The organism is Pseudaestuariivita sp. (genome assembly GCF_052825805.1).
In genome coordinates this window covers 292,329-316,451 of sequence record NZ_JBRBVB010000010.1, presented here as the reverse complement: position 1 = coordinate 316,451, position 24,123 = coordinate 292,329, and the positions used below count along the sequence as shown (strand labels likewise).

Annotated in this window: 27 protein-coding genes; 16 read left to right on the top strand and 11 right to left on the bottom strand. The window is 66.4% G+C overall.

Features of this window, described 5'->3' with window-relative positions; genetic code table 11:
- Positions 1-45 precede the first annotated feature (45 nt).
- From ACU0B3_RS13125 to ACU0B3_RS13115, 3 genes are all read right to left on the bottom strand, one after another.
- Entirely contained in the window at positions 46-744 is a 699-nt protein-coding gene (locus ACU0B3_RS13125) for an AraC family transcriptional regulator (RefSeq protein WP_446261310.1), read from the bottom strand.
- Positions 745-807: 63 nt separating this feature from the next.
- Positions 808-1,095, bottom strand: coding sequence for a putative quinol monooxygenase (locus tag ACU0B3_RS13120; RefSeq protein ID WP_446261309.1), 288 nt, complete (start codon positions 1,093-1,095; stop codon positions 808-810).
- A gap of 12 nt (positions 1,096-1,107) precedes the next feature.
- Complete coding sequence (locus tag ACU0B3_RS13115; protein WP_446261308.1) at positions 1,108-1,521, bottom strand: hypothetical protein; 414 nt, start codon at positions 1,519-1,521, stop codon at positions 1,108-1,110.
- 333 nt (positions 1,522-1,854) lie between these two features.
- Here ACU0B3_RS13115 and ACU0B3_RS13110 point away from each other — a divergent pair, with 333 nt between their 5' ends.
- Positions 1,855-2,370, top strand: coding sequence for a fasciclin domain-containing protein (locus tag ACU0B3_RS13110; protein WP_446261307.1), 516 nt, complete (start codon positions 1,855-1,857; stop codon positions 2,368-2,370).
- A gap of 53 nt (positions 2,371-2,423) precedes the next feature.
- On the opposite strand, the gene ACU0B3_RS13105 is transcribed toward ACU0B3_RS13110, so the two are convergent.
- Complete coding sequence (locus tag ACU0B3_RS13105) at positions 2,424-2,885, bottom strand: Lrp/AsnC family transcriptional regulator (RefSeq protein ID WP_446261306.1); 462 nt, start codon at positions 2,883-2,885, stop codon at positions 2,424-2,426.
- Positions 2,886-2,994: 109 nt separating this feature from the next.
- On the opposite strand from ACU0B3_RS13105, the gene ACU0B3_RS13100 reads away from it, so the two are divergent.
- The 6 genes from ACU0B3_RS13100 to ACU0B3_RS13075 all read left to right on the top strand — a co-directional run bounded on the left by ACU0B3_RS13100 (position 2,995) and on the right by ACU0B3_RS13075 (position 9,896).
- Entirely contained in the window at positions 2,995-3,246 is a 252-nt protein-coding gene (locus tag ACU0B3_RS13100) for a DUF6356 family protein (RefSeq protein ID WP_446261305.1), read from the top strand.
- Positions 3,246-4,004 (top strand): class II glutamine amidotransferase, encoded by a 759-nt coding sequence (locus ACU0B3_RS13095; RefSeq protein ID WP_446261304.1) that lies wholly within the window; start codon positions 3,246-3,248, stop codon positions 4,002-4,004. The genes ACU0B3_RS13100 and ACU0B3_RS13095 overlap by 1 nt, the downstream gene beginning before the upstream one ends.
- Before the next feature lie 66 nt (positions 4,005-4,070).
- The gene (locus ACU0B3_RS13090; RefSeq protein ID WP_446261303.1) at positions 4,071-5,147 is read left to right on the top strand and encodes an AI-2E family transporter; all 1,077 of its coding nucleotides are present in this window, start codon (positions 4,071-4,073) and stop codon (positions 5,145-5,147) included.
- Positions 5,144-5,851 (top strand): chromosomal replication initiator DnaA, encoded by a 708-nt coding sequence (locus tag ACU0B3_RS13085; RefSeq protein ID WP_446261302.1) that lies wholly within the window; start codon positions 5,144-5,146, stop codon positions 5,849-5,851. The genes ACU0B3_RS13090 and ACU0B3_RS13085 overlap by 4 nt, the downstream gene beginning before the upstream one ends.
- A gap of 64 nt (positions 5,852-5,915) precedes the next feature.
- Positions 5,916-8,084 (top strand): RNA degradosome polyphosphate kinase, encoded by a 2,169-nt coding sequence (locus ACU0B3_RS13080; RefSeq protein ID WP_446261301.1) that lies wholly within the window; start codon positions 5,916-5,918, stop codon positions 8,082-8,084.
- A gap of 267 nt (positions 8,085-8,351) precedes the next feature.
- Complete coding sequence (locus tag ACU0B3_RS13075) at positions 8,352-9,896, top strand: Ppx/GppA family phosphatase (protein ID WP_446261300.1); 1,545 nt, start codon at positions 8,352-8,354, stop codon at positions 9,894-9,896.
- 291 nt (positions 9,897-10,187) lie between these two features.
- Here the strand turns inward: ACU0B3_RS13075 and ACU0B3_RS13070 are convergent, their stop codons facing one another.
- The 6 genes from ACU0B3_RS13070 to ACU0B3_RS13045 all read right to left on the bottom strand — a co-directional run bounded on the left by ACU0B3_RS13070 (position 10,188) and on the right by ACU0B3_RS13045 (position 13,965).
- On the bottom strand, positions 10,188-10,529 hold the full coding sequence (locus ACU0B3_RS13070; protein ID WP_446261299.1) for a hypothetical protein: 342 nt from the start codon (positions 10,527-10,529) through the stop codon (positions 10,188-10,190).
- Positions 10,530-10,567: 38 nt separating this feature from the next.
- On the bottom strand, positions 10,568-11,572 hold the full coding sequence (locus ACU0B3_RS13065; RefSeq protein WP_446261298.1) for an endonuclease/exonuclease/phosphatase family protein: 1,005 nt from the start codon (positions 11,570-11,572) through the stop codon (positions 10,568-10,570).
- Entirely contained in the window at positions 11,573-12,265 is a 693-nt protein-coding gene (locus ACU0B3_RS13060; RefSeq protein WP_446261297.1) for a TerB family tellurite resistance protein, read from the bottom strand.
- 92 nt (positions 12,266-12,357) lie between these two features.
- Entirely contained in the window at positions 12,358-12,852 is a 495-nt protein-coding gene (locus ACU0B3_RS13055) for an N-acetyltransferase family protein (protein ID WP_446261296.1), read from the bottom strand.
- The gene (locus ACU0B3_RS13050) at positions 12,843-13,460 is read right to left on the bottom strand and encodes a VOC family protein (RefSeq protein ID WP_446261295.1); all 618 of its coding nucleotides are present in this window, start codon (positions 13,458-13,460) and stop codon (positions 12,843-12,845) included. The genes ACU0B3_RS13055 and ACU0B3_RS13050 overlap by 10 nt, the downstream gene beginning before the upstream one ends.
- A gap of 4 nt (positions 13,461-13,464) precedes the next feature.
- On the bottom strand, positions 13,465-13,965 hold the full coding sequence (locus ACU0B3_RS13045; protein ID WP_446261294.1) for an MAPEG family protein: 501 nt from the start codon (positions 13,963-13,965) through the stop codon (positions 13,465-13,467).
- Between the two features lie 132 nt (positions 13,966-14,097).
- On the opposite strand from ACU0B3_RS13045, the gene ACU0B3_RS13040 reads away from it, so the two are divergent.
- Genes ACU0B3_RS13040 through tmpT form a run of 4 tightly spaced genes read left to right on the top strand, consistent with a single transcriptional unit; the run spans position 14,098 to position 17,882 of the window.
- Positions 14,098-15,099: a membrane dipeptidase gene (locus tag ACU0B3_RS13040; RefSeq protein ID WP_446261293.1), complete on the top strand. Its 1,002-nt coding sequence runs from the start codon at positions 14,098-14,100 to the stop codon at positions 15,097-15,099.
- Positions 15,096-16,748 carry a hypothetical protein gene (locus tag ACU0B3_RS13035; RefSeq protein WP_446261292.1) on the top strand — a complete coding sequence of 551 codons (1,653 nt, stop codon included), beginning with the start codon at positions 15,096-15,098 and terminating at the stop codon, positions 16,746-16,748. The genes ACU0B3_RS13040 and ACU0B3_RS13035 overlap by 4 nt, the downstream gene beginning before the upstream one ends.
- Positions 16,724-17,230 (top strand): hypothetical protein, encoded by a 507-nt coding sequence (locus ACU0B3_RS13030; protein ID WP_446261291.1) that lies wholly within the window; start codon positions 16,724-16,726, stop codon positions 17,228-17,230. Before ACU0B3_RS13035 ends, ACU0B3_RS13030 begins: the two co-directional genes overlap by 25 nt.
- On the top strand, positions 17,223-17,882 hold the full coding sequence (tmpT, locus tag ACU0B3_RS13025) for a thiopurine S-methyltransferase (protein WP_446261290.1): 660 nt from the start codon (positions 17,223-17,225) through the stop codon (positions 17,880-17,882). Before ACU0B3_RS13030 ends, tmpT begins: the two co-directional genes overlap by 8 nt.
- On the opposite strand, the gene truA is transcribed toward tmpT, so the two are convergent.
- The gene (gene truA, locus ACU0B3_RS13020; protein ID WP_446261289.1) at positions 17,869-18,642 is read right to left on the bottom strand and encodes a tRNA pseudouridine(38-40) synthase TruA; all 774 of its coding nucleotides are present in this window, start codon (positions 18,640-18,642) and stop codon (positions 17,869-17,871) included. The two genes, tmpT and truA, sit on opposite strands and share 14 nt — an antisense overlap.
- A gap of 108 nt (positions 18,643-18,750) precedes the next feature.
- Here truA and ACU0B3_RS13015 point away from each other — a divergent pair, with 108 nt between their 5' ends.
- Genes ACU0B3_RS13015 through ACU0B3_RS12995 form a run of 5 tightly spaced genes read left to right on the top strand, consistent with a single transcriptional unit; the run spans position 18,751 to position 23,798 of the window.
- Positions 18,751-20,166 (top strand): YcjX family protein, encoded by a 1,416-nt coding sequence (locus tag ACU0B3_RS13015; RefSeq protein WP_446261459.1) that lies wholly within the window; start codon positions 18,751-18,753, stop codon positions 20,164-20,166.
- Positions 20,163-20,615, top strand: a complete 453-nt coding sequence (locus ACU0B3_RS13010; protein ID WP_446261288.1) for an N-acetyltransferase family protein — start codon at positions 20,163-20,165, stop codon at positions 20,613-20,615. Before ACU0B3_RS13015 ends, ACU0B3_RS13010 begins: the two co-directional genes overlap by 4 nt.
- The gene (locus ACU0B3_RS13005) at positions 20,612-21,625 is read left to right on the top strand and encodes a YcjF family protein (protein WP_446261287.1); all 1,014 of its coding nucleotides are present in this window, start codon (positions 20,612-20,614) and stop codon (positions 21,623-21,625) included. The genes ACU0B3_RS13010 and ACU0B3_RS13005 overlap by 4 nt, the downstream gene beginning before the upstream one ends.
- Before the next feature lie 46 nt (positions 21,626-21,671).
- Entirely contained in the window at positions 21,672-23,297 is a 1,626-nt protein-coding gene (locus ACU0B3_RS13000; protein ID WP_446261286.1) for an FAD-dependent oxidoreductase, read from the top strand.
- Positions 23,298-23,354: 57 nt separating this feature from the next.
- On the top strand, positions 23,355-23,798 hold the full coding sequence (locus ACU0B3_RS12995; protein WP_446261285.1) for a hypothetical protein: 444 nt from the start codon (positions 23,355-23,357) through the stop codon (positions 23,796-23,798).
- The last annotated feature ends 325 nt before the right edge of the window (positions 23,799-24,123 follow it).

The following is a 24,123-nucleotide window of genomic DNA, read 5'->3' as shown; positions in this document are numbered from 1 at the left end:
AGGGCGCACGCCATTCCGGGCGGCACAAACGACTGCTCATCCGCCTCAGCCTCGCAAGGCTTTGCGAAACTCCGTCGGTGTCTTCTCTGCAAAGTTTCGAAACGCGCGGTTGAACGCGCTGAGGGAATTGAACCCGACCTCTCCGGCGATCTGAATCACCGACAACTCATCTTCGGCCAATAGCTGCACCGCATGGATCATCCGCAACCGCGACAAGGTCTCCGACCAAGTGAGCCCGACTTCATCGCGAAACCGTCGCTGCATGCTCCGCTCGGATAGATTGACGCTCCGGGCGATCATGCCCGCGGTGACGGGCTCGGAGAGGCGTGCTTCTGTCTGGTCAATCGCGTTCTGCATGACGGGCTCTGTTGCCGCGGGCCGCTTGACGTCGACCGACCTCGCCGAGAGATCAGCGCAGACATCCAAAAGCGCCCGAAAGAAGAGCTCAGCCTGGGGAGGATGTGTGGCCTCCGGTCCCCATCTCTTGCAATGCCGGATCATGTGTCGCGCCATCGGTGACATCTGAAAGACCGTCGCACGCGTGGGAAAGCTCGCGCAGAAGCCTGGCGACGTGAGCACGGAACAGGTCGTTACCGGTTTTCTGATATCGACGCGCATCGGCGTTTGTGCAGGCACCCACGCCGCGAAGCTGGGAGGGAGTATCAAGGTTTCGCGTCCCACGGTGACCCTCAGCGCGCCGCTCACCGCATAGAGCAGGTAGTCACGCTCGAACGCCGCGTCCAAGGGAGGACGCGGCGCAAGGTCTTGAAAAAAGCAGTATGCCGGAGGGGGGTCCGTCGCCATGGTCTAGATCGTATCCACCTCGGCGATCGTGGTCACGGGCGGCTTCGTCATCAAGGGACGCAAGCCCGCGCCAAGCGTGGCAAATGTCTCGCTCGACCGGTAGGCGTCGAAGTTTTCCATCGTCTCCCAATGCTGCAGGACCGCAAGGCCATCTTCCGAGGGTCTTCGGTACACTGCGTAGTGCGCACAGCCGGGCATCGCACGCACCGCATCGATCTGGTCAAAGAACAGCGCAACGGCGGCATCGAGATCGGCGGACGCGAACTCGGCCTCGACAGTGATGAGCTTCATGCGTGTTCCTCCTCACAGACTTTCGACGTTGCCGGTGGCGATCCGGGTGACGATGCCGCGAGGCTCGCCTTTGGCAGCGTCCAGGACGACAAAGCCGTCTGGACTGCGCAGAAGCTGCGTGCAGCTGTTGCGCGGACCATTCTCCCAGTCGATACAGTATTGATCGCCGTCAAGGCGCCATGTGCCGACCAGCTTCAATCCTGCGGGGAGCTGAGCTGCGGCGGAGCCGTTTTCGCCATAGTAAATAGGCGCTGTTCCACCCTCGGGCGCGCCCGGCGCTCCAGCGGGGATTTCAACGTAGAGCGTGTTGCCGGTAACGAGCGCATCCAGCTGGGCCGCGTCCATCACGGTATCTGCACGTGCAGGCGAAGATATCGTGGCAGCGGCAAAGAGCACTCCGATTTGAATCCGATTTTTCCGGGTCATGTTCCGATCCTCTTTTGATGATCAGAATTTATCTGGAGCTCCGATGGCGGTCTTGCGCGCGTTCGCCAAATGTGCGCCCTGAGCCGCCAATTGCGCGCCACGGGACGTCGCCGTTTTGCGTTGAGAACCGTGTTTGGTCGCAGGTCGCCTGCGCCGGACCCGTCGCACCCTTGCAGTGCAATCTGGAAACAGTTCACGCCTGCGTGAGCGGATTGAACCGATCCAGGAAACAGCACGTAACCCAAGGCACGTACGCCAAGGATACATCTCACCGTGTTTCTCAGTGTGGGCCTTGGGTGTGGGTTCGTAAAAACCAATTGGGAGATACCCCCTATGACCTTCTCTTTCAAGAAAGCCGCGCTGGCGGCGGGCCTTGTGTTTGCGGCCTCGACCGCGTCGGCGAAATCGATTGTCGAGATCGCCTCGGAAGACGAACGCTTTTCGACACTTGTGGCGGCCGTCTCGGCGGCGGGACTCGTGGAGACGTTGTCGGGTCCGGGTCCGTTCACCGTCTATGCGCCCGTGAACGACGCCTTTGCCGCGCTTCCCGAGGGCACGGTCGAGGACCTGCTGCTGCGTGAGAACCAGGACCAGCTGGTGTCGGTCCTGACCTACCATGTCGACGACCGGGCGCTGAGCGCGTCGGACTTTGCCGAGGGCGCGAATTTCTACCAGCCGGTGAACACGGCCGAGCGGCTCTGCATCGACGCGTCGAGCGCGGGTGTGACGATCACCGACTCGACGGGCGAGGCGGCCAACGTGATCGTCGCCAACATCGAGGCGGACAACGGCATCATCCACGTCATCGACAAGGTGCTGCTGCCGGGCGCGCGTCCGGCCTGCCACTAAGCTAATCCGAGGCCCGGGCGATCCCGCGCGGGCCTCACATGCCGACGCATGGATTAGACCGGTAGGGCGGTCACGTCCTTGAGCTCCTCCATCACGAAGGAGGCCGAGATGTCGGAGACGTCCACCCGTGAGATCAGCGTCTTGTAGACCCGGTCGTAATCGGCCACGTTGCGCACCCGCAGGCGGATCACGTAGTCGAGATCGCCGGTCATGCGGAACGCGCCCAGCACTTCGGGGATGGTCGTGACGGCGCGCTGGAATTCCTCGAGCCAGGCCGCGTCGTGCCGGTTGGTGCGCACCAGCACGAACACCATAAGCCCCAGTCCCACCGCCGCCGGATTGAGCCGTGTAACGCGGTCCCGGATCACGCCCGCCGCCTCCATCTGCCTCAGCCTGCGCCAGCAGGCGTTGCGCGAAAGGCCGGCCTGTTCGGCCAGCGCGTCCATGCTAAGGCTGGCATCGCGTTGCACGGCGTGCAGGATACGGCGGTCGGTATCGTCGATGACATAGGGCATATCTGGGATGATGTCCCATGTTGTGTGCAATTTCCAGCACAGAACGGGACACATGGCTGAATTTGGTGAGGCAAGCTGTCGTTAACACAATCCCATCTACGGAGCCTCCATGTTTGCCCGCCTGTTCACCGATCACCCCAAGGCCGTCGACGAGACCTATTTTCAGCACATGGGCGTGGCGCTCGGATTTGCTGGCACTTTGGCGCTGGCGGCGGGTGCGGCGCTGGTGCACGCGCTGATCCCGGCGCTCTGCGAAAAGACGGCGAGCACCACGATTGCGCGCCTCTACGCCAAGACGTCCAAGCGCGGGCCGGAGCCTGCCACCGCGACTGAGACAGCAAGCCCTGCCAAGGCGGCCTGATGTGCCGACTGCTCGCCTACCGCGGGCCGGCGATCCCGCTGGAACGGTTGCTGGTGACGCCCGCGCACTCGCTGGTGCGGCAGTCGCAATATGCGGCGGAGGCCAAGCTGGCCGTCAACGGCGACGGGTTCGGCATGGCGTGGTACGCGCCCGGCTGCGCCGAGCCCGCGGTCTACCGCGACACGCATCCGGCCTGGTCTGACGAGAACCTGCGCAGCCTCGCGCGGGCGGTCCGCACCGAAGTGTGCCTCGCGCATGTGCGGGCGGCGACCTTTGGCGCGACGGCGCGCACCAACTGCCACCCGTTCACCTTTGGCGCGTGGAGCTTTGCGCATAACGGCCAGCTTGCGGACTTTGCCGAGCGGCGGCGCGCCTACGAGGCGCTGGTGCCGGACGCGCTTTATGTGCATCGGCGGGGGAGCACGGACAGCGAGGTCCTGTTTCTGCTGCTCCTCGCCAATGGTCTAAAGACGGACCCCGAGCGCGCAACACAGCGCACGCTGGCGCAGATCGCCAAGGTCGGAGACGGCGCAAGGCGCCCGACGCGGATCGCCTGGGTGCTGAGCAACGGGCAGGATGTCTGGGCGCTGCGGTGGTCCTCGGACGGGCGCGCGCCGAGCCTCTACCGTTCGGACGCCCCCCTCGACAGCGGCGGCGCGGCGTTCAGCTCGGAACCGCTGGACGGCGCGGTGGAGCGCTGGACGCGGCTGCCGGAGGGCGCGCTGGTCAGCCTGACGCGGGAGACGCAGCCGGCCTGAGGCTTCCCCTTGCAATCGCCCCGGGCGGGCGCGACATTGGCGCAAACTTAGCCGGAGCGTCACACCATGGGCCTGCCCGTTCAGGATCAACTCAAGTATTGGGGCATCGCCGCGGCGGTGTTCATGGTGCTTCTCTGGGCGCTCGGGGATGTGCTGCTGCCGTTCGTGCTGGGCGGGGCGATTGCCTATTGCATGGACCCGATTGCCGACCGGTTGCAGCGCATGGGATTGAGCCGCGGCGCCGCCGTCGGCGTCATCACCCTGACCGCCGTTCTGCTGAGCATCGTGATCCTGATCCCCGCCGCGCGCATTCTGGTGAGCCAAGCCGTGCAGCTTTTCGAGGTGGCGCCGCAGCTCTTTGATTCGCTTCAGCGGTTCGTCGACGAGCGCGTGCCAAAGACCATCGGCAACGGCATCGAGGTGCCGGACACGTTCAGCACCATCGGCGACACGATCCGCAGCCGGGGCGGACAGCTTGTGGACACGCTGATCGGCTCGGTCTCGGGGCTGGTGAACGTGCTGGTGCTGTTCTTGATCGTGCCGGTGGTGGCGGTGTATCTGCTCGTGGACTGGGACAACATGATCGCCAAGATCGACGAGATGCTGCCCCGTGATCACGCCCCGACCATCCGCACGTTGGCTGCCGACATCGACAAGACGCTGAGCGCCTTCATCCGCGGCATGGGCTCAGTCTGTCTGATCCTCGGCACCTATTATGCGGTGGCATTGATGCTTGTGGGCCTACAATTTGGCCTGATCGTCGGGTTTGTTGCCGGTCTGTTGACATTCATCCCCTACGTGGGCGCGATCATCGGGGGCGCGCTGGCCCTTGGCCTCGCGCTCTTCCAGTTCTGGGGGGACTGGATGTCCATCGTGATCGTCGCCGTGATCTTCCAGGTCGGCCAGCTGATCGAAGGCAACGTGCTGACGCCCAAGCTTGTCGGGTCGTCCGTCGGGCTGCACCCGGTCTGGCTGCTGCTGGCGCTGTCGGTCTTTGGCTCGCTCTTTGGCTTTGTGGGGATGCTTGTCGCGGTGCCGCTCGCGGCGGCGATCGGCGTCGTCGCCCGCTTTGGCGTGGCGCAGTACAAGCACTCGCGGCTCTACCGGGGGCTCGAGACCTCCGAGGACGAGCCGCAGGAGTGACGCCGGACAAGACACCAGACCCCATGCCCGAACAGCTGCATTTCGACCTGCCCGTGCGCACTGCCCGGGGGCGCGGCGACTTTGTCGTCGCCGGTCCCAACGCGCTGGCGGTGGCGCTGGTCGAGGGCGCTGAGTGGCCGGCCGGGCGGCTCCTGCTGATCGGACCCGCGGGCGCGGGCAAGACGCATCTGGCGCAAGTCTGGGCGGAAAGCGCCGGCGCGCAGGTCCTCAAGGCAACCGAGCTGAGCAAAGACGACGTACCGGACCTCGCCCCCGGCGCCACCGTGATCGAGGATGCCGACACCGCCGCAGGGCATGACGCCTTCGAGACCGCGCTCTTTCACCTGATGAACCTTGCGCAAGCCGAGGGGGGGAGGCTCTTGGTCACCGCCAAGTCCCCGCCGCGCGACTGGCCCCTCGCCCTCCCGGACCTCAAGAGCCGGCTCGGCGCGGTGCAGATCGCCCGGATCGAGCCGCCCGACGACGCGCTCCTCGCGGCTGTGCTGCTCAAACACTTCAATGACCGGCAACTCTCGCCCACGCCCGAAGCGATCTCGTGGCTGCTGGCCCGCCTAGCCCGGCGGTTCGACGCCATCGGCGAGACTGTCGCGGCCCTCGATGCACGATCCCTGGCCGGAAAACGCGAGATCAATCGCGCACTGGTGCGTGACTTGGCCGCCGAGGCTCCCCATCTGTTTGACTGACCCGCGCCTCAGCTAGGCAAACAAGGTCATACGGCAGACACATTTTCAGGGTTAAAGCAGGGCCATGTCCGACACCGATTTTCTCAAAGCCGCCTTTCCCGCCCCGACCGATATGCCGGAGCTCGATCCCGAGACCCCGGCGCGCTTCTTCAACCGCGAGCTGAGCTGGCTGGGCTTTAACTGGCGCGTGGTCGAGGAGGCGCAGAACCCGCGCGTGCCGCTGCTCGAGCGGCTGCGGTTCCTGTCGATCTCGGCCTCGAACCTCGACGAATTCTACACAGTGCGCGTCGCGGGCCTGCGCGAGCTGGCGCAGAACGGCATCACGACCCCCGCCGCAGACGGCCTGACCCCGACCGAGCAGCTTGTGCTGATCAACGAAAACGCCCGCGCGCTGCTGGCCAAGCAGCAGGACGTGCTGGCCGATCTGACGGACGAGATGTCGGCCGAGAACATCCACATCCTCAGCCGCGAGGACCTGACGGACGAGGACCTGCCGCATCTCGAGGAGGTGTTCCTGTCGGGCGTCTTCCCGGTGCTGACGCCGCTCGCCATCGACCCCGCGCACCCGTTTCCGTTCATCCCGAACACCGGCTACTCGCTGGCGCTGCAGCTCGAGCGCAAGGGCGACAAGCGCCCGCTGCAAGCGCTCCTGCCAATCCCGGCGCAGATCGCGCGCTTTGTCGCGCTCAAGACGGGCACCGGCCAGTCCTATCTGCCGCTCGAGGAGCTGCTGCTCCTCTTCATCGAGCGGCTCTTTCCGGGCTATAAACTCAAGTCGCATTTCGATTTCCGCGTGTTGCGCGACAGCGACCTGGAGGTCGAGGAAGAGGCCGAGGATCTCGTGCGCGAGTTCGAGGTCGCGCTCAAGCGCCGCAAGCGCGGCGAGGTGGTGCGCCTGACCGTGTCCAAGGGTGCCGCGGGTCAGCTCAAAAGCGTGGTGATGGAGGAGCTCGGCGCAACCGAAGACGAAGTCATCGAGCTCGACGGCATGATCGGCCTCGCCGATCTCAAGGAGCTGGTGACGAACGACCGCCCCGATCTGCTCTGGCCCTCCTTCAAGCCGCGCGTGCCGGAACGGGTGCAGGATTTCGACGGCGACATGTTCGCCGCGATCCGCCAAAAGGACATGCTGCTGCACCACCCCTACGAGACCTTCGACATGGTCATCCGGTTCCTGCAGCAGGCCGCGCGCGACCCGGACGTGGTGGCGATCAAGCAGACGCTCTACCGGACCTCGAACGAGAGCCCCATCGTCTCGGCGCTCTGCGAGGCCGCCGAAGAGGGCAAGTCCGTCACCGCGCTTGTCGAGCTCAAGGCGCGGTTCGACGAGGCTGCCAACATCCGACAGTCCCGCCGGCTGGAACGGGCGGGCGCGCATGTGGTCTACGGCTTTCTCGACCTCAAAACGCATGCCAAGATCTCGACCGTGGTGCGGCGCGAGGGATCACGGCTCGTGACCTACACGCACTACGGCACGGGCAATTACCACCCGATCACGGCGCGCATCTACACCGACCTGTCGCTCTTTACCTGCGACGCGGCGCTGGGGCGCGATGCGACCAAAGTCTTCAACTACCTCTCCGGCTACGCCCAGCCGGAGGCGCTGGAAAACCTTGCGATCTCGCCAACCACGCTGAAGCCGCAGCTGCTCGAAAGCATCGCCGCCGAGGCCGTGAACGCCCGCGCCGGCAAGCCCGCCGCCATTTGGGCCAAGATGAACTCGCTCGTGGACGCGGAGGTGATCGACGCGCTTTACGCCGCCTCGCAGGCAGGGGTGGAGATCAGCCTCGTCATCCGCGGCATCTGCGGGCTGCGCCCCGGCATCAAGGGCCTGAGCGAGAACATCCGGGTCAAGTCCATCGTCGGCCGGTTCCTCGAACACTCGCGCATCGTCTGCTTTGCCAATGGCCACGCGCTGCCGTCGAAGAAGGCGCGGGTCTTCATGTCGTCGGCGGACTGGATGGGCCGCAACCTCAACCGCCGCGTCGAGACGCTGATCGAGATCGAGAACCCCACCGTCAAGGCGCAGATCGTCAGCCAGATCATGGCCGCCAACCTCGCCGACGTGGCGCAAAGCTGGATCATGGCGCCCGATGGCTCTTTTGTACGGCCAGATCCCGGCGAGGGGTTCGCGTTCAATTGCCACAAGTTCTTCATGGAGAATCCGTCGCTTTCGGGGCGCGGTTCGGCAGGGGCCAAGGACGTGCCGAAGCTGACGCATACCGAGGATTAGGGCGGGCAAGGCTTCACCGGAGATATTTGGCACAGAAGTTCACGCGCCGTCCGTTTTGCCGAAGGCAAACCTACGGTTCGACGGGGGCGGGACATGCCGAGGGCATGCCTTTGGCATGACGCGGCCTGACAGTGCCTGTCAGGCGGGCGATTTGATTCAGGCGGTTCCGTTTCTGGAAAAGCGTTTCACCAGCACTCCCCCAACCGATTGACGGCTGGAAATCCCTCCTTCATGGTCCGCGCCAAACGGCGAGCGTTTGGGGACGACATGGACGGCACAAGTGAGCCGCAGGAGCGTGACTGGGGGCCTTTCGGGCGCCCGCTCTTTGACGATGCCAGCAGCCGCAAACTCTCGCGCGTGGGTGTGGTCGACGTAGGCTCGAACTCGGTCCGGCTCGTGGTGTTCGACGGCGCAGCCCGTTCGCCCGCCTACTTTTTCAACGAAAAGATCATGTGCGCGCTCGGCGACGGCGTGTCGGAGACCGGACGCCTCAACACGACCGGCAAAGAGCGCGCGATGGCCGCAATGCAGCGTTTTCAACGGCTTGCCGACGGCATGGGGCTCGAGCCCCTGACGGCGGTGGCGACAGCGGCGATGCGCGACGCCGTGGACGGTCAGGCGTTCGCCGAAGAAATCGAGGCCGCCACCGGCATCAAGGTCTGGATCATCGACGGCGCCGAAGAGGCGCGGCTCTCGGCGCAAGGCGTGCTCCTTGGCTGGCCCGGCTCCTACGGCCTCGTCTGCGACATCGGCGGCTCGTCGATGGAGCTCGCGGAGATCGAGGGCGGCAAGGTCGGCAAGCGCATCACGTCCGATCTTGGCCCGCTCAAGCTCAAGGCGCTCAAGGGAGGCCAGCGCGGACGCCGCGCGGCCATCAAAGAGACCGTGGCCAAGCTCGCGGCGCACATGGGCCCGCAGTCCAACCGGCTCTTTCTCGTGGGCGGCTCCTGGCGGGCGCTCGCGCGGATCGACATGAACCGGCGCGGCTACCCCCTCAAGGTCCAGCACGAGTACCGGATGCGCCGCAAGGACGTGATGGAGACGGCCAAGTTCATCGCAGCCAGCGATCTCGAAGAGCTGCGGCAGGCGTGTGGCGTCTCGTCAGGCCGGATCGTGCTGGTGCCCTACGCCGTCGAGGTGCTCAAGGAGCTGCTGCACACCTTCAAGCCGCACGACATCGCGGTGTCGAGTTATGGGATCCGCGAAGGGATGCTCTACGAGCAGATGCCGCAGGCGCTGCGCGATCGCGATCCGCTGATCGAGGCGTGCCGGTTTGCCGAGGCCAAGGACGCGCGCCTGCCGGGGTTTGGAAAGACGCTCTACGAGTTTGTCAGCCCGCTCTTCAAATCGGCCCCAGAAGAGCGCAAGCGCATTATCAAGGCCGCCTGTCTGCTCCACGATGTCAGCTGGCGCGCCCATCCCGACTACCGGGCGGACCTGTGCTTTGACAACGCCACCCGCGCCAACCTCGGCGGGCTGCGCCACTCCGAACGCATCTACCTCGGCCTCGCGCTGATGTACCGCTACCGCAGCAAGCTAGACGATTCGCAGTTCGCCGGACTTTTGGATCTGCTCACGCCCGAAGACCGCCTGCAGGCCGAAGTGCTGGGCAAGGCCATGCGGTTCGGCGCGATGCTGTGGATGAGCCGCGACACGGAGATGGGGACGTTCAAGTGGTCGCCCAAGAAGAAGATCCTGCGCCTCAGCCTCAACCCCCACAGCTGGCCGCTTTACGGTGAAGTCGCGCAGGCGCGGTTGCAGTCTTTGGCCTCGTCGCTCGAGGCGGAGCTCTCGGTGCAGTTGAAGACGTGAAGTGAGAGCGAGGTCCCGGGTCGAGCCCGGGACGCGGAGGGCTACAGGCCCCGAACTTGATCCGGGGGTGTCTGACCATATAAGCCGATCCGAACGAGCTTTTCTCTAGTCTGAAAATAACAGAAATTCACGCGCCGTCCCGCGGGGTGGCGCAATCGCGCCGCCCCAGGGGGGCGGGTCGGCGCGGCCTCACGGTACCCGTGAGGCGGGCGCTTTGGTCTAGGCGAGTTTCCTTAAGCCTGAGCCGAGGTATTTTGATTTGTACCGAAGGCCCGCTTGCCAGACCGGACCCTAAAGCTCAATCTCACCCTCGACGTTCGGCTTACGGCGGATGATGATGTCGCCGTTCGGCAGGACTTCGGGCATCTCGTATTGCGTCCAGTCGTCGACCTGATCGAGCAGCGAGCGCAGGCCCGGACCCATTTCCTGCGCGAACGAGCGCAGCGCGGGTTCCATCTCTTCCATCAGCTGCTCGAGCTCGCCAAGCGCCGGCTCCATCTCCTCCATCAGACCGCGGAAGAAGAGTTGCGCGCCGCGCTCCATAAGCGTCATCCCCTCGTCTTCCTGCGCGCTGGCAGGCGCGGTCGTCAAAAGGCAAAGCGCGAGGGCGGGGGCAAGAAGCAGCTGTTTCATACATACAAAGATAGGCACAAACGCGCCGCAGTGAAGGGTCAGAGGTCAATATCGAGCGTGACCGGGAAATGGTCGGAGGCGGTGAGCAGGGCGTGGCGCAAGGATGGCGTTTCCCAACACTCGGGATCGTCGAACGGATGCCAGATGCGCCAGGCTGGCGCCCTGGTGCGCAAATCGGGGCTGACCATGATGTAATCGAGCAGCGCCTGCAGGTAGCGTTTTTCTTCGCGCAAGTAGAACCGCGCGGTGCTTGGGTGAGCGCCCAGACGCCGGACCAGCGCCTGCCGCGCGTGTGGGTCGTAGAGGCCGGCCGTGCCGTCCGCACCCATCACGATCTCCACCGACGAACGGCCGAAGAGGTGCTCGTACTGGTCGAGCCCGGGCCCGTCGTTGAGGTCTCCCATGACGATCAGGGGCGCGCCCTGCCCCAGCACCTCCTCGATCCGGCGCCGCAGCCAGATCGCCTGCGCCAGTTGCTTGCGCCGATTGGCGATCGAGATGCGCATGACGGCATCCGGCGTCTTGGCGCCGTGCGGTGCCTTGGATTTCAGGTGTGCGCCGATCAGGTTGAGACGCTGCCCGGAAGCGGTCTCGACCGCAAGCTCGAGCGGCGGCTTGGAGAACTGCACGAGGTCCGCCTGCGCATCGATGTCGAGGTCGATCTCGAACGTGCCGTCGAATCGGGGAGCCCTTTTGCTGTCTCGCGGGGCGTGCACCGCGCTCAGCACGTCCGGGTCGCAAAGCAGCGCGATTTCCTGCTGGGTGGTGTTGGTGAACCCGATCAGCGCGGTGCGCGCGCGCAGGCCGTAATGCGCGGCAAAGGCCTCCAAGGCGCGGGCGCCGTCCCGCGCGCGGTGGCTGTCGGGCGCCTCGATCACCATGACGGCATCCGCGTCGAGCGTCTGGAACACGTGGCCGAGCGCTTCGGCTTGCGCCGCGCGCGTCACGCCATGGCGGGCGGAGCGGTGGTCGTCGAGCAGCAGAGCGCCGGTGTCGTCAAAGAGCGCGTCGAACCATTCGACGTTGTAGGTGGCAAGCCGCATTCAGGCCGGCTCGGGCGCCGCCGTGCGCGAGATCGTCTCCCACGCCTTGTTGATGTCCTGCATGCGCCGCTCGGCGAGCTTGACCGCCTCGGGCGGCACGCCGCGCGCGATCATACGGTCGGGATGGGTGTCGCGCACCAGCTGCTTCCAGGTCTTGCGGATGGTCTCGAGCGAGGCATCGGACGGCACGCCCAGCACCACATACGGATCCTTTGGCGCGCCCGGCACGAAGCGTGCCTCGAGCGACTGGAACTCGGCCGGCGACAGCTCGAAGATCGTCGCAACACGTTCCAGAAACTCGTGCTCGGCGTCGTGGTAGTGCCCGTCCGCAACCGCGATGTGGAAAAGGCCCTCCATCAGCTCGGCAAAAGGACCCGAGCGTCCTGCGAACATCACCTTGATCTTGCGAGCGTATTCCTCGAACCCCGCCACGTCCTGCCGCGCGAGGTTAAAGACGCGCGCGGCGTTCTCGGCGTCGGCGGCGGGGATGTGAAAGACCTCGCGAAAGGCAACGACCTCGCCGCGCGTGACCAGCCCGTCGGCCTTGGCCATCTTGGCGCCCAGCGCGATCACGGCGATGGTGAACGCCACGCTCCGCTCGGGCGGCGTGCGCAGCCGCTCAAACACCTGCGCCAGCGGCTCGCCAGCCGCGAGCGCGGCCAGAGCGTCAGAGATACGGGCCCAGATGGACATGGAACGTTTGCGCCTGCGGTTGAAAAGTCGGTCTCAATTTTTACCGTCACAGCTTCGCAGCCCCCGCGCACGGGGGCAAGTCTGTCAGGCCGTCATGACAAAAATTTGTGGAAGAGGTGAAGATCGAGGCTCCGTCCAAACTTTACCCCCACCTTTGGCAGCACGACCTCGGTGTCGAATCCGTGCCTGCGGTGAAAGGCGATGGCCGGAGCGTTCTCGCCGCTCACACCACCGATCAGGACCGAGGCGCCGCCCGCCCGCGCGCTGAGCTCGATGTCCTTGAGGAGTTTGGCTCCGACGCCCGCGCCCTGCGCTTCGGGCGCGAGATAGATCGTGTGCTCGACCGTGCGCAGGTAGCCCGGACCGCCGCGAAAGGGCGCAAAGCCGCCAAAGCCGATGATCCGGTCGGTCTCGGCCACCATCCACGGCTGCCGACGTTCTTGCCGCAGATAGATGTCCGCCCGCAGCGCGCGCAGCGTCTTTTCTTCGGTCGTAAAGGTGATCGTGGTGTCGCGGATGATCGGGTTCCAGATCTCCGCCATCGCCTCGGCATCCTCCCGCGTGGCGCGGCGCAGCGTTACAGCCATCGCCTGCCGCCCGGCGTATCGAAAGAGGCGTGCATCGCGCTCCGGTCGCTTTGCTCGATCACCAGACGCGGGTCATCAATGAGCGGTGCCAATGCTTGGGCAAGCCCTTCCGCCTCAGGTGTCTCAAGCACCAGCTGCCGCAGCCGCACACCTTGCTGGGTGAGGAGCGGCGCCGGATGCGCCGTCCCATGCCAGCGGATCAGCGCCGGAAAAAGATTGGCAAAGGGCAGGATCCCACTCTCCGGCACCGCCATCTCCCAGCGCAGATCGCCCCGCGCCAGAGGCACAGGCACACCTGTCCCCGGCGCTTTGGCCGTTGCCGCGTCCATATCCTCCGTCCGGCAAATCCAGTTGGTCAGCCGTGGAAGGCCCCGGAAACGGTCGAGGTCGAACCAGCGCGGATAGTCCGGCTTAGGCGCGTCCGGGTCGATGGCAATGACCTCGAGGTAGAGCCCGTCTTCCAGCCCCAAGAGAAGATTGTGCGTGCCGAAATGCGCGTGCTGTCCGCCCGTTTGAAGCGGCACGCCAAGCGCGGTTTCGACCGCCGCGCGCCCCTCATCGAGCGTGGTGCAGGCAACGGCAAGGTGGTCAAGGGAGATCAGGGCCATGCGTTCAACTCCAGGTCTGGATCGAGACGATGACTGCCCAGAGCGCGGCAACAACTGTCGGATAAAGACCGGCGGCAAAACCGAAGACCCGCAGCGTGCCCGCGCGATGGAACCCAATCCAATAGAAAATCCGGCTGACCGCAAACGCAAGGCCCAGCACGAGGATCATCCCGGGCCCCGTGCCGCCCAGCAGGATCGCCACCGCCGGCCAGATACAGGCCGCCAGCACCAGCTGCTCGACCGTGTTGGTGAGCGCCCGGTTGTCCTTGGCCGCAGCCCCCTGCAGCGCACCGCCTGTCACCATCGCGTCGTCCGAATACCGCCGCATCACGACGCTCAGCATCATGGCCATCAGCACCAGACCCGGCGCGAGAAAGGCGGTGAAGATCGTCGGGATCACGCTGAACACCGGCAGCACCACCACCCAGCCGCCGAGGTAGATCACCAGCGCCGTCCAGACGAGCGCCGCCCCCACGCCGACAAAGACAAACCTGCGATCACCCATCTGACGCTCCCTCAAGTTGCTGCGCAAGGTTTCCCAGATCGCGCGGACCTGCAATGACTTTTGCCGTTTTTGCGCGCCGAGCGACGGTTTGGTGCTTTGCGACCTACCGCGCCTCGGGCTAGCGTGCACACTATGACGACACGCCCGCCCCGCATCGACAACCTGCAGTATTGCAACGTCTCGCCCAAGACCTTCGAGCAGATACGCGCGGGCGGGCTCGATGCCGTGCACGTGACCATCGCCTACCACGAGAGCTTTCGCGAGATGGTGCTGCGCCTCGAGGAGTGGAACCGGCATTTCGAACGGCACCCGGATCTGATCTTCAAAGGCACCACCGCCGAAGACGTCACGCGCGCGCAGGAGAGCGGGCGGACCGCCGTCTTTTTCGGCTTCCAGAACCCCTCGCCCATCGAGGATGACATCGGCCTCATCGAGATTTGCCACCAGCTGGGCGTGCGCTTCATGCAGCTGACCTACAACAACCAATCGCTCCTCGCGACGGGCTGTTACGAGGAGGAGGACACCGGCCTCACGCGATTTGGCAAGCAGGCGGTGGCGGAGATGAACCGCGTTGGGCTGGTGGTGGATATGTCGCACTCCGCCGAGCGCTCGACGCTGGAGGCGATCGACCACTCCGCCCGCCCCATCGCGATCACCCACGCCAACCCGGACTGGTGGCATCCCGCGCGGCGCAACAAGTCGGATGCCGTGCTCAAGGCCCTGACCGCACGCGGCGGAATGCTCGGTTTTTCGCTCTACCCGCACCACCTGGCGGGTGGGACCGGCTGCACGCTCGAAAGCTTCTGCCAGATGGTCGCGGAGGCCGCAGACCGCTACGGCGCGGAGAACCTCGGGATCGGCACCGACCTTTGCCAGGACCAGCCTGATAGCGTCGTCGAATGGATGCGCGTCGGCCGCTGGTCCAAGGTCATCGACTACGGCGAAGGCTCGGCCGACAACGCGGGCTTCCCACCCATGCCCGGCTGGTTCACGGACAACCGCGACTGGGACAACCTCGACGCTGGGCTGCGCGCAACTGGCCTTTCGGACGCAGAGGTCGACGGCATCATGGGCGGGAACTGGCTCCGCTTCTACGCCGAGAACTTCGGCCCCCTCACAGGAGACGCGGCATGAAGGACTTCACCCTCCCGCCCCAAACCGCCCTGCGCCCTCCGTCGGAGGTCATGCGCCTCAAACGCTTCGGCAACATGTTCCCGACGCGCCTGTCGTTCCTGCGCTCCCTCATGCGCCGCCTCAGCGCTGAGAACGCGCGCCCCGAGCGCCGCGTGTGGGAAATGGACGCGCGGGGTTTCGGCCACGCGGTCTACACCGTCACGCTTGGAGGCCACGCCTATTCGCTTGTCGCCATCTCCTCGGACCTGCCGCCTGAGATGCGCACCGACCGGGTGATCGCCACCGCCTGGGACGCGGCCTTTGTGCTTTATGACGGGGTGCCAGACGCCTCCGAGATCGCTCGCATCCGGGACAGCGCCCCCCGCCAGGAAGCGGGGCGGTTCACCGAGCGCGACCTCGTCCTCAGCCGCGCGAACAAGTCCGTCCGCCTCTTCTCCCACGTTGCCGAAGCGCTCAGGGGAGGCCGCCAACCAGACACACAAATGGTCCGCGACATAGGCTACCTGATGCGCACTACGGCGGTCTACGGCAACGGCAAGTTCGGCATTTCCGACCGCGCTCGCATCGCCGAGCGCCCCGGCCTCGACGGCCCCTTCGCGGTCGAGATGCTCACCGTCTGGCTCATCCGCGGCTTCACCCACGACCTCGTCGAACACGTCGGCGGCGGCACGCTTGAGCCGGCCACCAAACGCCACCTCGGGATCGGCAATGCGACGGGCCTTGGCATGGCGCCCTTCCTCGTCTCGCACCCGGTTCTGCTCAACAACTGGATGCTGGCGAGAGAGACCGCCCTGGCCCGCGTGCGTGCGGTTGAGGTGCTGACCGAAGATCAAAAGGAACGCATCAGAGCGCTCGCCCAGCGCGCCCAGACACACCTCTCCGAATGGTCCGCGCCGGACCCCGTCCACGACGACGCCATCCGCGCGCTTGAGGTAGACTTCGCCGCTTTCTGCGAGACACATCTGACGGATGCCACGCTCTCCGGCCCCTACCCGATCAACGCACTCTACGAGGCTGCGGACACCACCGCCTTACAAGAGCTGGTCGCCGCCCTCCTCATCGAACCCTTCCCCGAGCTTGTCGATGGCCTGACCGAGTGCATGGCCGATCCTTTCGGATACCTCGGCGCAGGGCTCGCGGGCACCGCAGACCTCAAATCTGCCATCGAGTCGTCCTTCGACTGGGCGCTGAACATCGACTACACCGACGCCGAGGAATGCCGCCGCTTCTGGTACGTCAGCGCCGAAAAGCTCGAGCCGCGCCTCGGAGACCGCCACGCAGAGCCCGGCGCAGACCGCGAAAGCCCGCTCGACATCGCCCGCCGCATCGCCGCGCTTTACGCCGATCTGCCGGACCAAAGCCAGCCGCTCGCAGCCTTCCTCGACGCGCACCCGCAGCACCTGATGGCCGTCGAGCGCGTCGAGATCGCGACCCAGCACCCCTACTCGGAAATCCGCGACAACCTAATTGCCGCCACCTGCCTGCCGATCGACATGCTCCGCGCCAAGCTCAGCTTTTTCGGTGCGACCAAGTTCGACCCCAAATCCGACCTCTGGACGCGCATCACGCTCTGCCAGGGCGCGCCGCTGGCCTCGGACCTCGGCACGGCGCGGGCGGATGATTGGTGGCTGCCGGTCTGGGACAGTTGAGCTTTTCGTGGAACGAGGTTGCCGCGCTTGCCGCCAAGGCCGCGCGTGGCGCGGGCGCCGACGCCGGCCAGGCGGCCGTGTTTGGAGCCGCGCTGGTGCGACATCTCGGACAGGCGCGCGATACCGGTGAGATCCTCGACGCTTTGGAGAGCCTACCGCGCGGTCCGATCCACGCAGGTCCCTTGCTTTGCCGCGCGAAGCGGGCAGAGGCGTCAACGTTCGACACCCGAGAGAGACTGCCGCAGGGTGTGGCGCGCAGCTATGCCGAAACCGTAGGCCAGCCCGGGACAAGCCCGCTCGAAGTGACCACGTTGGACCAAAGCTATACCCTTGGTGCGGACGAACCCGCGCCGATGCCCGAACGCCTGACCCTGCCCACACCCCTCCTGACCCGCCTCAACCGGCTGGCCAAGGAGACTTACGTGCCGAACTCCGACGCCTCGCGCGCGGGTGCAGGTGCGGGGACGAGCGACAATGACTGACGGGCCGGTCAGCGCCGAAGAAGCCGAGAGCTGGCACGCCCGCTGGCGCGACAAGCGTATCAACTTTCACCAATCGGAGGGTCATCCCAAGCTGCGCCGCTGGCTTCCCTCTTTGCAGTTGGTCGCGGGAGCTCGGCTCTTCCTCCCGCTCTGCGGCAAGACGGGCGACATCGGCTGGTTGCGAGGCCAAGGCTTTTCCGTCGCCGGCGCCGAGCTGTCGGAGATCGCCATTGCCGAGCTCTTCGCGGAGCTGAAGCTGACACCGGAGATCCGAGAAACAGGCGCGCTCAAGCACTACCACGCCGATCACATCGACATGTACGTCGGCGACATCTTCGCGCTGGACCTTAAGACGCTCGGCACAGTGGACGCCGTCTATGACCGTGCTGCGCTGGTGGCCCTGCCGCAGGACCTCCGCGCCGCTTACGCGCCGCATGTCACAACTATTACCGGCACAGCGCCCCAACTGCTGATCGCCTTTGACTACGACGCCAGCACCGTCTCAGGCCCGCCCTACCCGGTGCGCAAGGGTGAGATCACCCGGCTCTACGCCGGTCACCACGTCGAAAGCCTCGCCGACGACGACATGCCCGGCGGTCTCAAGGGCGTCAGTCCGGCGCGTGAGCAAGTCTGGCACCTCACCGCGCGCTGAACGGGTCCTCTGGATAGCCAACGCCCGTCAGGTAAAGCCCCTGCGGCGGCGCCACCGGCCCGCAGCGCGCCCGGTCCGCGGCCTCGAGCGCGTCCGAAACGTCATCCGCGCTCCAACGCCCGGCGCCCACACGCTCCAAAGTCCCGACGAAGCTGCGCACCTGGTTGTGCAGAAACGACCGCGCGCGAAATGTCAGGTGCACCTCGGCGCCAAAGAGACCCTCGACACGGCGCACCTCGGCATGATCCAGCGTCTTTACCGGCGATGCGGACTGGCACATCACCGAGCGGAAGGTTGTGAAGTCATGGTGCCCGACCAGCCTCTGCGCGGCCTTGTGCATGGCAGCGGCATCGAGCGGATGCTTCACTTGCCACACCTGCCCCGCCCCCACCGTCATCGGCGCGCGGCGGAGCGCGATGCGGTAGAGGTAGCGCCGCTCCACGGCTGAGAACCGCGCGTGCCAGTCCTCCGGCACACGCGCCGCGTCCACAACCGCCACGGGCGACGGCTTCAGGTGGTAATTCAGCGCCTCGGACAGCCGAAACGGCGTCCAGTCCTGCGCCATGTCGCACTGCGCCACCTGACCAAGCGCATGCACGCCGGCATCCGTCCGCCCGGCGGCAGCGATGCGCGGCACACCGCTCTCGAGCTGCGCAAGCGCCGCCTCCAACGCGCCCTGCACCGACGGCTGGTCCGCTTGCGCCTGCCACCCGGCAAAGGGCGCGCCATCGTATTCGACCTTGAGAGCGTATCGCGGCATGGGCGCGGCTTAGCGCGGCATTCCCGGCGGAACAATCCCCGGACCCGCGGTCTGGCGTTCAGGGACCACCGCCCCTATGTCTACCGCCACGACGCAAGGAGCATGCCATTGGTCATCACCCGGATAGCGGACGGCCTGACCCGCCAGGTCGAGGCGGTCGGGGACACGGTGTCCGGCGCGTTCTTCGAGCCGGTGATCCGCCTTGGCGTGACCGGGCTGGCGCGTGCGGGCAAGACGGTGTTCATCACCTCGCTGGTGGCGAACCTTCTGGACCGGGCACGGATGCCGCACCTTCTGGCGGCGCGTGACGGGCGGATCGAGGCGGCGTTCCTGCAGCCCCAGCCCGACGACACCGTGCCGCGCTTCGAGTTCGAGGATCACCTGAACGCGCTCACCTCCCGCACCCCGAGCTGGCCGGACAGCACCCGTGCGGTGAGCGAGCTGCGCCTGTCGCTGCGCGTACGCCCGACGGGCCTGCTGGGCGGGCTGACGGGTGCCAAGACGATCCACCTCGACATCATAGACTACCCCGGCGAGTGGCTGCTGGACCTCGGCCTGTTGGACAAAACCTACGCGGAGTGGAGTGCGGAGACGCTGGAGCGGCTCGCCTCCCGTCCCGCAGCCGACGCCTTCCGGGCGGCGTCCAATGAGGCGACCGGCCTCAAGGCGTGGAAAGAGCCGCAGGCCAAGGCGCTGGCCGAGACCTACACCGCCTACATGCGCGCTGCCCGGGCCGAGGGGTTCTACGACGTCACGCCCGGCCGCTTCCTGCTGCCGGGGGATATGGAGGGCTCACCCGCGCTGACCTTTGCCCCGCTCCCGCCCGAGACCAGCCCACCCCGCAAGGGGCTTTGGCGCGAGATGGAGCGGCGGTTCGAGGCGTACAAGGCGCGCGTCGTCAAACCCTTCTTCCGCGATCACTTCGCCCGGATCGACCGGCAGGTGGTGCTGGTGGACGCGCTGGGCGCGATCCATTCGGGGCCTGCCGCGGTGGAGGACATGCGCCGCGCGATGGCCGATATCCTCGGCGCGTTTCGTCCGGGGCGGAATGCCTTTCTGACGCAGCTTCTCTTTGGTAAACGCGTGGAGCGCATCCTCTTTGCCGCGTCCAAGGCAGACCATCTGCACCATAGCCAGCACGCCAGGCTGCAGGCGGTCATGGAGGCGCTTAACCGCGACGCCCGCGACCGTGCGCGTTTTGCCGGGGCGGAGACGGCGGCGATGGCGATTGCAGCGCTCCGCTCGACGACCGAAGAGATGGTGCCCCACGCCGGCACCGAGCTTCCTTGTGTGCGCGGCACCCTGCTCGACACTGGGAAGGAGGCGGCGTTCTACCCCGGCGCGCTGCCCGAGGATCCCTCACACCTTTTGACGCCTGCCCGTGACGGGGCGGAGGCATGGCTCGACGACGACTTTCAGGTGATGCGCTTTGCGCCCGCGCCTTTGACGCTCAAACCTGGCGAAGGCCCGCCGCATATCCGGCTCGACCGGGCCGCGCAGTTCCTGATCGGAGACCGGCTGTGAGCGCCGTTGCCCTGCGCCCGGGAGCCCCCCTCGACGCCGGCTGGATCGGCGGGCTCCTGACCGCGTTCGTCGAGGAAAATCCGTGGATGCCGCGCCTGCACACCGCCGCCGAGGACGTGGCGCACGCCGGTGATCTGATCGCGAGGGGGTGGGTGACGGTGGCCGAGGACCAAGCCTTCATCGCGCGCGACGGCGCCGTGGTGCACGCGCTTTACGTTGACGCCAAAGCGCGGCGGCAGGGTCTGGGCGGGCGCCTTCTCGAGGCAGCAAAGGCGCACTCGCAAGAGCTGCGGCTCTGGACCTTTCAGGCCAACACAGGCGCACAGGCGTTCTACCAGACACAAGGGTTCCGCGAGGGTCTGCGCACCGACGGACAAACCAACGACGAAGGGTTGCCGGACATCGAATTCGTCTGGGACCGCCCGGGCAGCGAGGAGCAGGCGGCATGAGCGAGACCCCGAAAGGCCCGGTCCTCTTTGAACGCGATACCGCGCCGTCCAAGCCCTCGCCCGCCGAAGCGCCGCCCGTCCCGGACCCGGTGCTGCCGGAGGGCAGAGACGCGCCAGACGGCGCGACGATGACGCAAGTTGCCGCGATCACGGCGGGCCGTCCCTCGCGGCTGGCGCGCTGGTTCTGGGGGCTCTTGGTGGCCCTGACGATGCTTGTCGTCTCGGTCTGGGCCTATGGCTTTGTGACCGATCTGCTCGCGCGGTTTCCACTGCTCGGCTGGGCGACGACGGGGCTGATGGCTGGCTTTGTGCTGGTGCTGCTGATCATCGGATTGCGGGAGCTCGCGGCCTTTTCCCGGCTCAGCCGGATCGACCAGTTGCACCGCGACGCCGCCGCAGCGCTCGAGGATCAGGACAGCGCCGCTGCGCGCAAGGTGGCAGGCGATCTGGTCCGGCTCTACGCCCGCCGGGACGAGACGCGCTGGGGCCGGGACCGGCTGGCCGAGCTGCTCCCTGACCAATTCGACGCGGACGCGATCCTGTCGCTGACCGAGGCCGAGCTCTTGGCCCCGCTCGACACCCGTGCTGAGGCCGAAGTGCAGGCCGCCGCCCGGCAGGTCGCGACCGTGACCGCGCTTGTGCCGCTCGCCTTTGCCGACGTGGTGGCCGCCCTCACCGCCAACATCCGCATGATCCGCCGCATCGCCGAAGTCTACGGCGGGCGTTCGGGCACGCTCGGCTCCTGGCGCCTGATGCGAGCGGTGATGACGCATCTCGTAGCGACTGGCGCAGTGGCCGTGGGCGATGATCTTATCGGCTCGGTCGCGGGCGGCAGCGTGCTGGCCAAGGTCTCCCGCCGGTTCGGCGAGGGTCTGGTGAACGGCGCGCTCACGGCGCGGGTGGGCGTGGCTGCAATGGAGGTCTGCCGGCCCCTCCCCTTCCGCGCTGAAACGCGGCCCTCGGTCTCCGCGCTCGTGACACGCAGTCTGACCGGCCTATTTTCGCGGTAGTGCCAGCGGGCTTTGCCGGCGCGCGACGACGCAAAGGAACACGCATATGGAATCACTGGCCGCCAACCTGCGCGAGATGCAACGACGCCCGCTGTCGGACGAACACATCGCCGAGATGCGCAAGCTCGGCACCGAGCGGACCTATGCCGAAGGTGACATCGTGGTCGAGATCGGCGACCCGGTCACGCATTTCATCTTTGTCGAGGAGGGTGACATCGAGATCCTCGATTCGATCACCCGCGAGCGGTATCTCGAGGCGTCCCTCGGGCCGGGTCAGTACCTTGGCGACATCGCGTTCCTGACCGGAGGGCGCTACACCGTGCCCTTCCGCGCCGCCGAGGACACCCGCGTGACGGTGATCGAACGGCAAAAGATGCTCGACCTGATGACGCGTGTGCCGGAGCTGTCGGACATCGTGATCACGGTCTTTGCCGCGCGCCGCCGCCGCCAGATCGAAGAGCAGGACACCGCGCTGCGGATCATCGGCGCCGAGGCGGACCGGGCGATGCGGCAGATTGCCGACTTTGCGACCCGCAACCGGGTGCCTGTGCAGCGGCTCGACCTCAACTCGGAGGGCGCGCGGGCGTTAGGCGCCGCCTGCGGGCTCGACCCGGGCGCGCCGGGTGTCGTCTTTGGCGGCAACCAGCTGATCGAAAATCCGTCCCGCGCGGGTCTTGCCGAGCTGATGGGCCTGTCGCTCGAGCTGGATCCGACCGACACGGTCGACGTGCTGATCGTCGGGGGCGGGCCTGCGGGGACGGCAGCGGCGGTCTACGCCGGGGCCGAGGGGCTGTGCGCGCTCGTGCTCGAGGATGTCGCCATCGGCGGGCAGGCCGGCACCTCGAGCCGGATCGAGAACTACATGGGGTTTCCCACGGGCATCTCCGGCGCGGACCTCGTGTGGCGCGGCGAAATCCAGGCGCGCAAGTTCGGCACCCGCTTTGCCATGCCCTACCGGGTGACCGCGCTCAGCGCCTGCGAGAAGGGCCATTTTCACGCCACGCTCGACCGGGGAGAAGTGGTCAGCGCCCGCTCGGTGCTTGTCGCGACCGGGGTGCAGTACCGCCGCCTGCCCTTGGACGGCATCGAGGAGCTCGACGGCGCCGGCATCTACTACGCCGCAACCGAGAGCGAGGCGCGTTATTGCAAGGACACCGAGGCCGTGGTGATCGGGGGCGGCAACTCGGCGGGCCAGGCGGCGATGTACCTCAGCCGCACCGCCAAACACGTGCACGTGCTGGTCCGCTCAGGCTCGCTGGCGGCGTCCATGTCGAGCTATCTGTCGTCGCGGCTCGAGGCGGACCCGCGCATCACGATCCACTACCACACGCAGGTTGGCGCGCTGCACGGCGATGATGCGTTGACCGCAGTGACTTTGCAGACCGGCGGCGAGACACCGCGCACGTGGGAGCTGGAGACCAGCGCGCTCTTTATCATGGTGGGCGCCGCGCCGAACACCGGCTGGCTGAGCGGGCTTGCGCAGCTCGACGACAAGGGGTTCATTCTGACCGGCGAGGCCGTGGGTGGTGCCTCTCCCTACGAGACCTCGACGCCGGGCATCTTTGCCGTCGGCGACGTGCGCGCGGGCTCCGTCAAACGCGTGGCCAGTGCCGTGGGCGAAGGCTCGGTGGTGATCTCGAAAATCTGGGAACACGTGAACCGCGACGGGTGATCCCGCAGATTTTCCGCAAGAAAAATCTGCGCCGTCCTAATGTCAGTGAGCCAACAGATGACGCGAGGCCCGATCGAGCCATACCACGCCCGCCCGCTCGCCGCAGGCGGCCATGTTGAGGCGCACGGTGCGCGGTTCAAGCTCTACCACCTGAACGGCGCACCGGAGGCCACGGTTCTGGACACGCTTGTTGCGGGTGCCCGACCCGAGATCGCGCAGATGGGCGACAGCAACGGGCTGGGCTTTGTGATCCTTCATACGGGCAGTGCGGGCGTCACGGGCAATGCCTTCTGGTGGGTGCAGGGCTCGGTCCTCTGCCAACACCACCTGCGCGTGCCCTTTGGCAGCGCGCCGCTCGGGCCGAGGCCGGTGGTCGGCTACGTGTGGGAGCTGGAGGTCATCGCGCGCGAGCAATCCGCCTGGCGCCGGCATATGATGGACGGCGCGCCGCAGCCCGGTGCATACCTCGACGACTGGGCCGGGACGCAGCATGCCCACTAAGACCGGCAAGCCGCAAACCTGATACACATCGCCTTATCCAAAGCGCCCGCCTGACAGGCACTGTCAGGCCGCGTCATGCCGAAGGCATGCCTCTGGCATGGCCCGCCCCCGTCAAACCGAAGGTTTGCCTTTGGCAAAACGGGCGGCGTGTAAACTTCGGTATCGCTATATCAGTTTCAAGGGCGCCAGCGATGGACGCACCCACACAGCACATTTTCCGCAAGAAAAATGTGCGGGCTCGCCACCTTTACGCGCCGCATCCCCAAGCGTATAGGACGGCGCATGACGCTTTGGATCCGCGCCATTCGAATTACATGCCCGGCGC

Bases quoted from the DNA above. Each gene is read 5' to 3' on its own strand.
- ACU0B3_RS13120 (WP_446261309.1), bottom strand. From the start codon at position 1,095: ATGAAGCTCATCACTGTCGAGGCCGAGTTCGCGTCCGCCGATCTCGAT.
- ACU0B3_RS13115 (WP_446261308.1), bottom strand. From the start codon at position 1,521: ATGACCCGGAAAAATCGGATTCAAATCGGAGTGCTCTTTGCCGCTGCC.
- ACU0B3_RS13110 (WP_446261307.1), top strand. From the start codon at position 1,855: ATGACCTTCTCTTTCAAGAAAGCCGCGCTGGCGGCGGGCCTTGTGTTT.
- ACU0B3_RS13105 (WP_446261306.1), bottom strand. From the start codon at position 2,885: ATGCCCTATGTCATCGACGATACCGACCGCCGTATCCTGCACGCCGTG.
- ACU0B3_RS13100 (WP_446261305.1), top strand. From the start codon at position 2,995: ATGTTTGCCCGCCTGTTCACCGATCACCCCAAGGCCGTCGACGAGACC.
- ACU0B3_RS13095 (WP_446261304.1), top strand. From the start codon at position 3,246: ATGTGCCGACTGCTCGCCTACCGCGGGCCGGCGATCCCGCTGGAACGG.
- ACU0B3_RS13090 (WP_446261303.1), top strand. From the start codon at position 4,071: ATGGGCCTGCCCGTTCAGGATCAACTCAAGTATTGGGGCATCGCCGCG.
- ACU0B3_RS13080 (WP_446261301.1), top strand. From the start codon at position 5,916: ATGTCCGACACCGATTTTCTCAAAGCCGCCTTTCCCGCCCCGACCGAT.
- ACU0B3_RS13075 (WP_446261300.1), top strand. From the start codon at position 8,352: ATGGACGGCACAAGTGAGCCGCAGGAGCGTGACTGGGGGCCTTTCGGG.
- ACU0B3_RS13070 (WP_446261299.1), bottom strand. From the start codon at position 10,529: ATGAAACAGCTGCTTCTTGCCCCCGCCCTCGCGCTTTGCCTTTTGACG.
- ACU0B3_RS13065 (WP_446261298.1), bottom strand. From the start codon at position 11,572: ATGCGGCTTGCCACCTACAACGTCGAATGGTTCGACGCGCTCTTTGAC.
- ACU0B3_RS13060 (WP_446261297.1), bottom strand. From the start codon at position 12,265: ATGTCCATCTGGGCCCGTATCTCTGACGCTCTGGCCGCGCTCGCGGCT.
- ACU0B3_RS13055 (WP_446261296.1), bottom strand. From the start codon at position 12,852: ATGGCTGTAACGCTGCGCCGCGCCACGCGGGAGGATGCCGAGGCGATG.
- ACU0B3_RS13050 (WP_446261295.1), bottom strand. From the start codon at position 13,460: ATGGCCCTGATCTCCCTTGACCACCTTGCCGTTGCCTGCACCACGCTC.
- ACU0B3_RS13045 (WP_446261294.1), bottom strand. From the start codon at position 13,965: ATGGGTGATCGCAGGTTTGTCTTTGTCGGCGTGGGGGCGGCGCTCGTC.
- ACU0B3_RS13040 (WP_446261293.1), top strand. From the start codon at position 14,098: ATGACGACACGCCCGCCCCGCATCGACAACCTGCAGTATTGCAACGTC.
- ACU0B3_RS13035 (WP_446261292.1), top strand. From the start codon at position 15,096: ATGAAGGACTTCACCCTCCCGCCCCAAACCGCCCTGCGCCCTCCGTCG.
- tmpT (WP_446261290.1), top strand. From the start codon at position 17,223: ATGACTGACGGGCCGGTCAGCGCCGAAGAAGCCGAGAGCTGGCACGCC.
- truA (WP_446261289.1), bottom strand. From the start codon at position 18,642: ATGCCGCGATACGCTCTCAAGGTCGAATACGATGGCGCGCCCTTTGCC.
- ACU0B3_RS13005 (WP_446261287.1), top strand. From the start codon at position 20,612: ATGAGCGAGACCCCGAAAGGCCCGGTCCTCTTTGAACGCGATACCGCG.
- ACU0B3_RS13000 (WP_446261286.1), top strand. From the start codon at position 21,672: ATGGAATCACTGGCCGCCAACCTGCGCGAGATGCAACGACGCCCGCTG.
- ACU0B3_RS12995 (WP_446261285.1), top strand. From the start codon at position 23,355: ATGACGCGAGGCCCGATCGAGCCATACCACGCCCGCCCGCTCGCCGCA.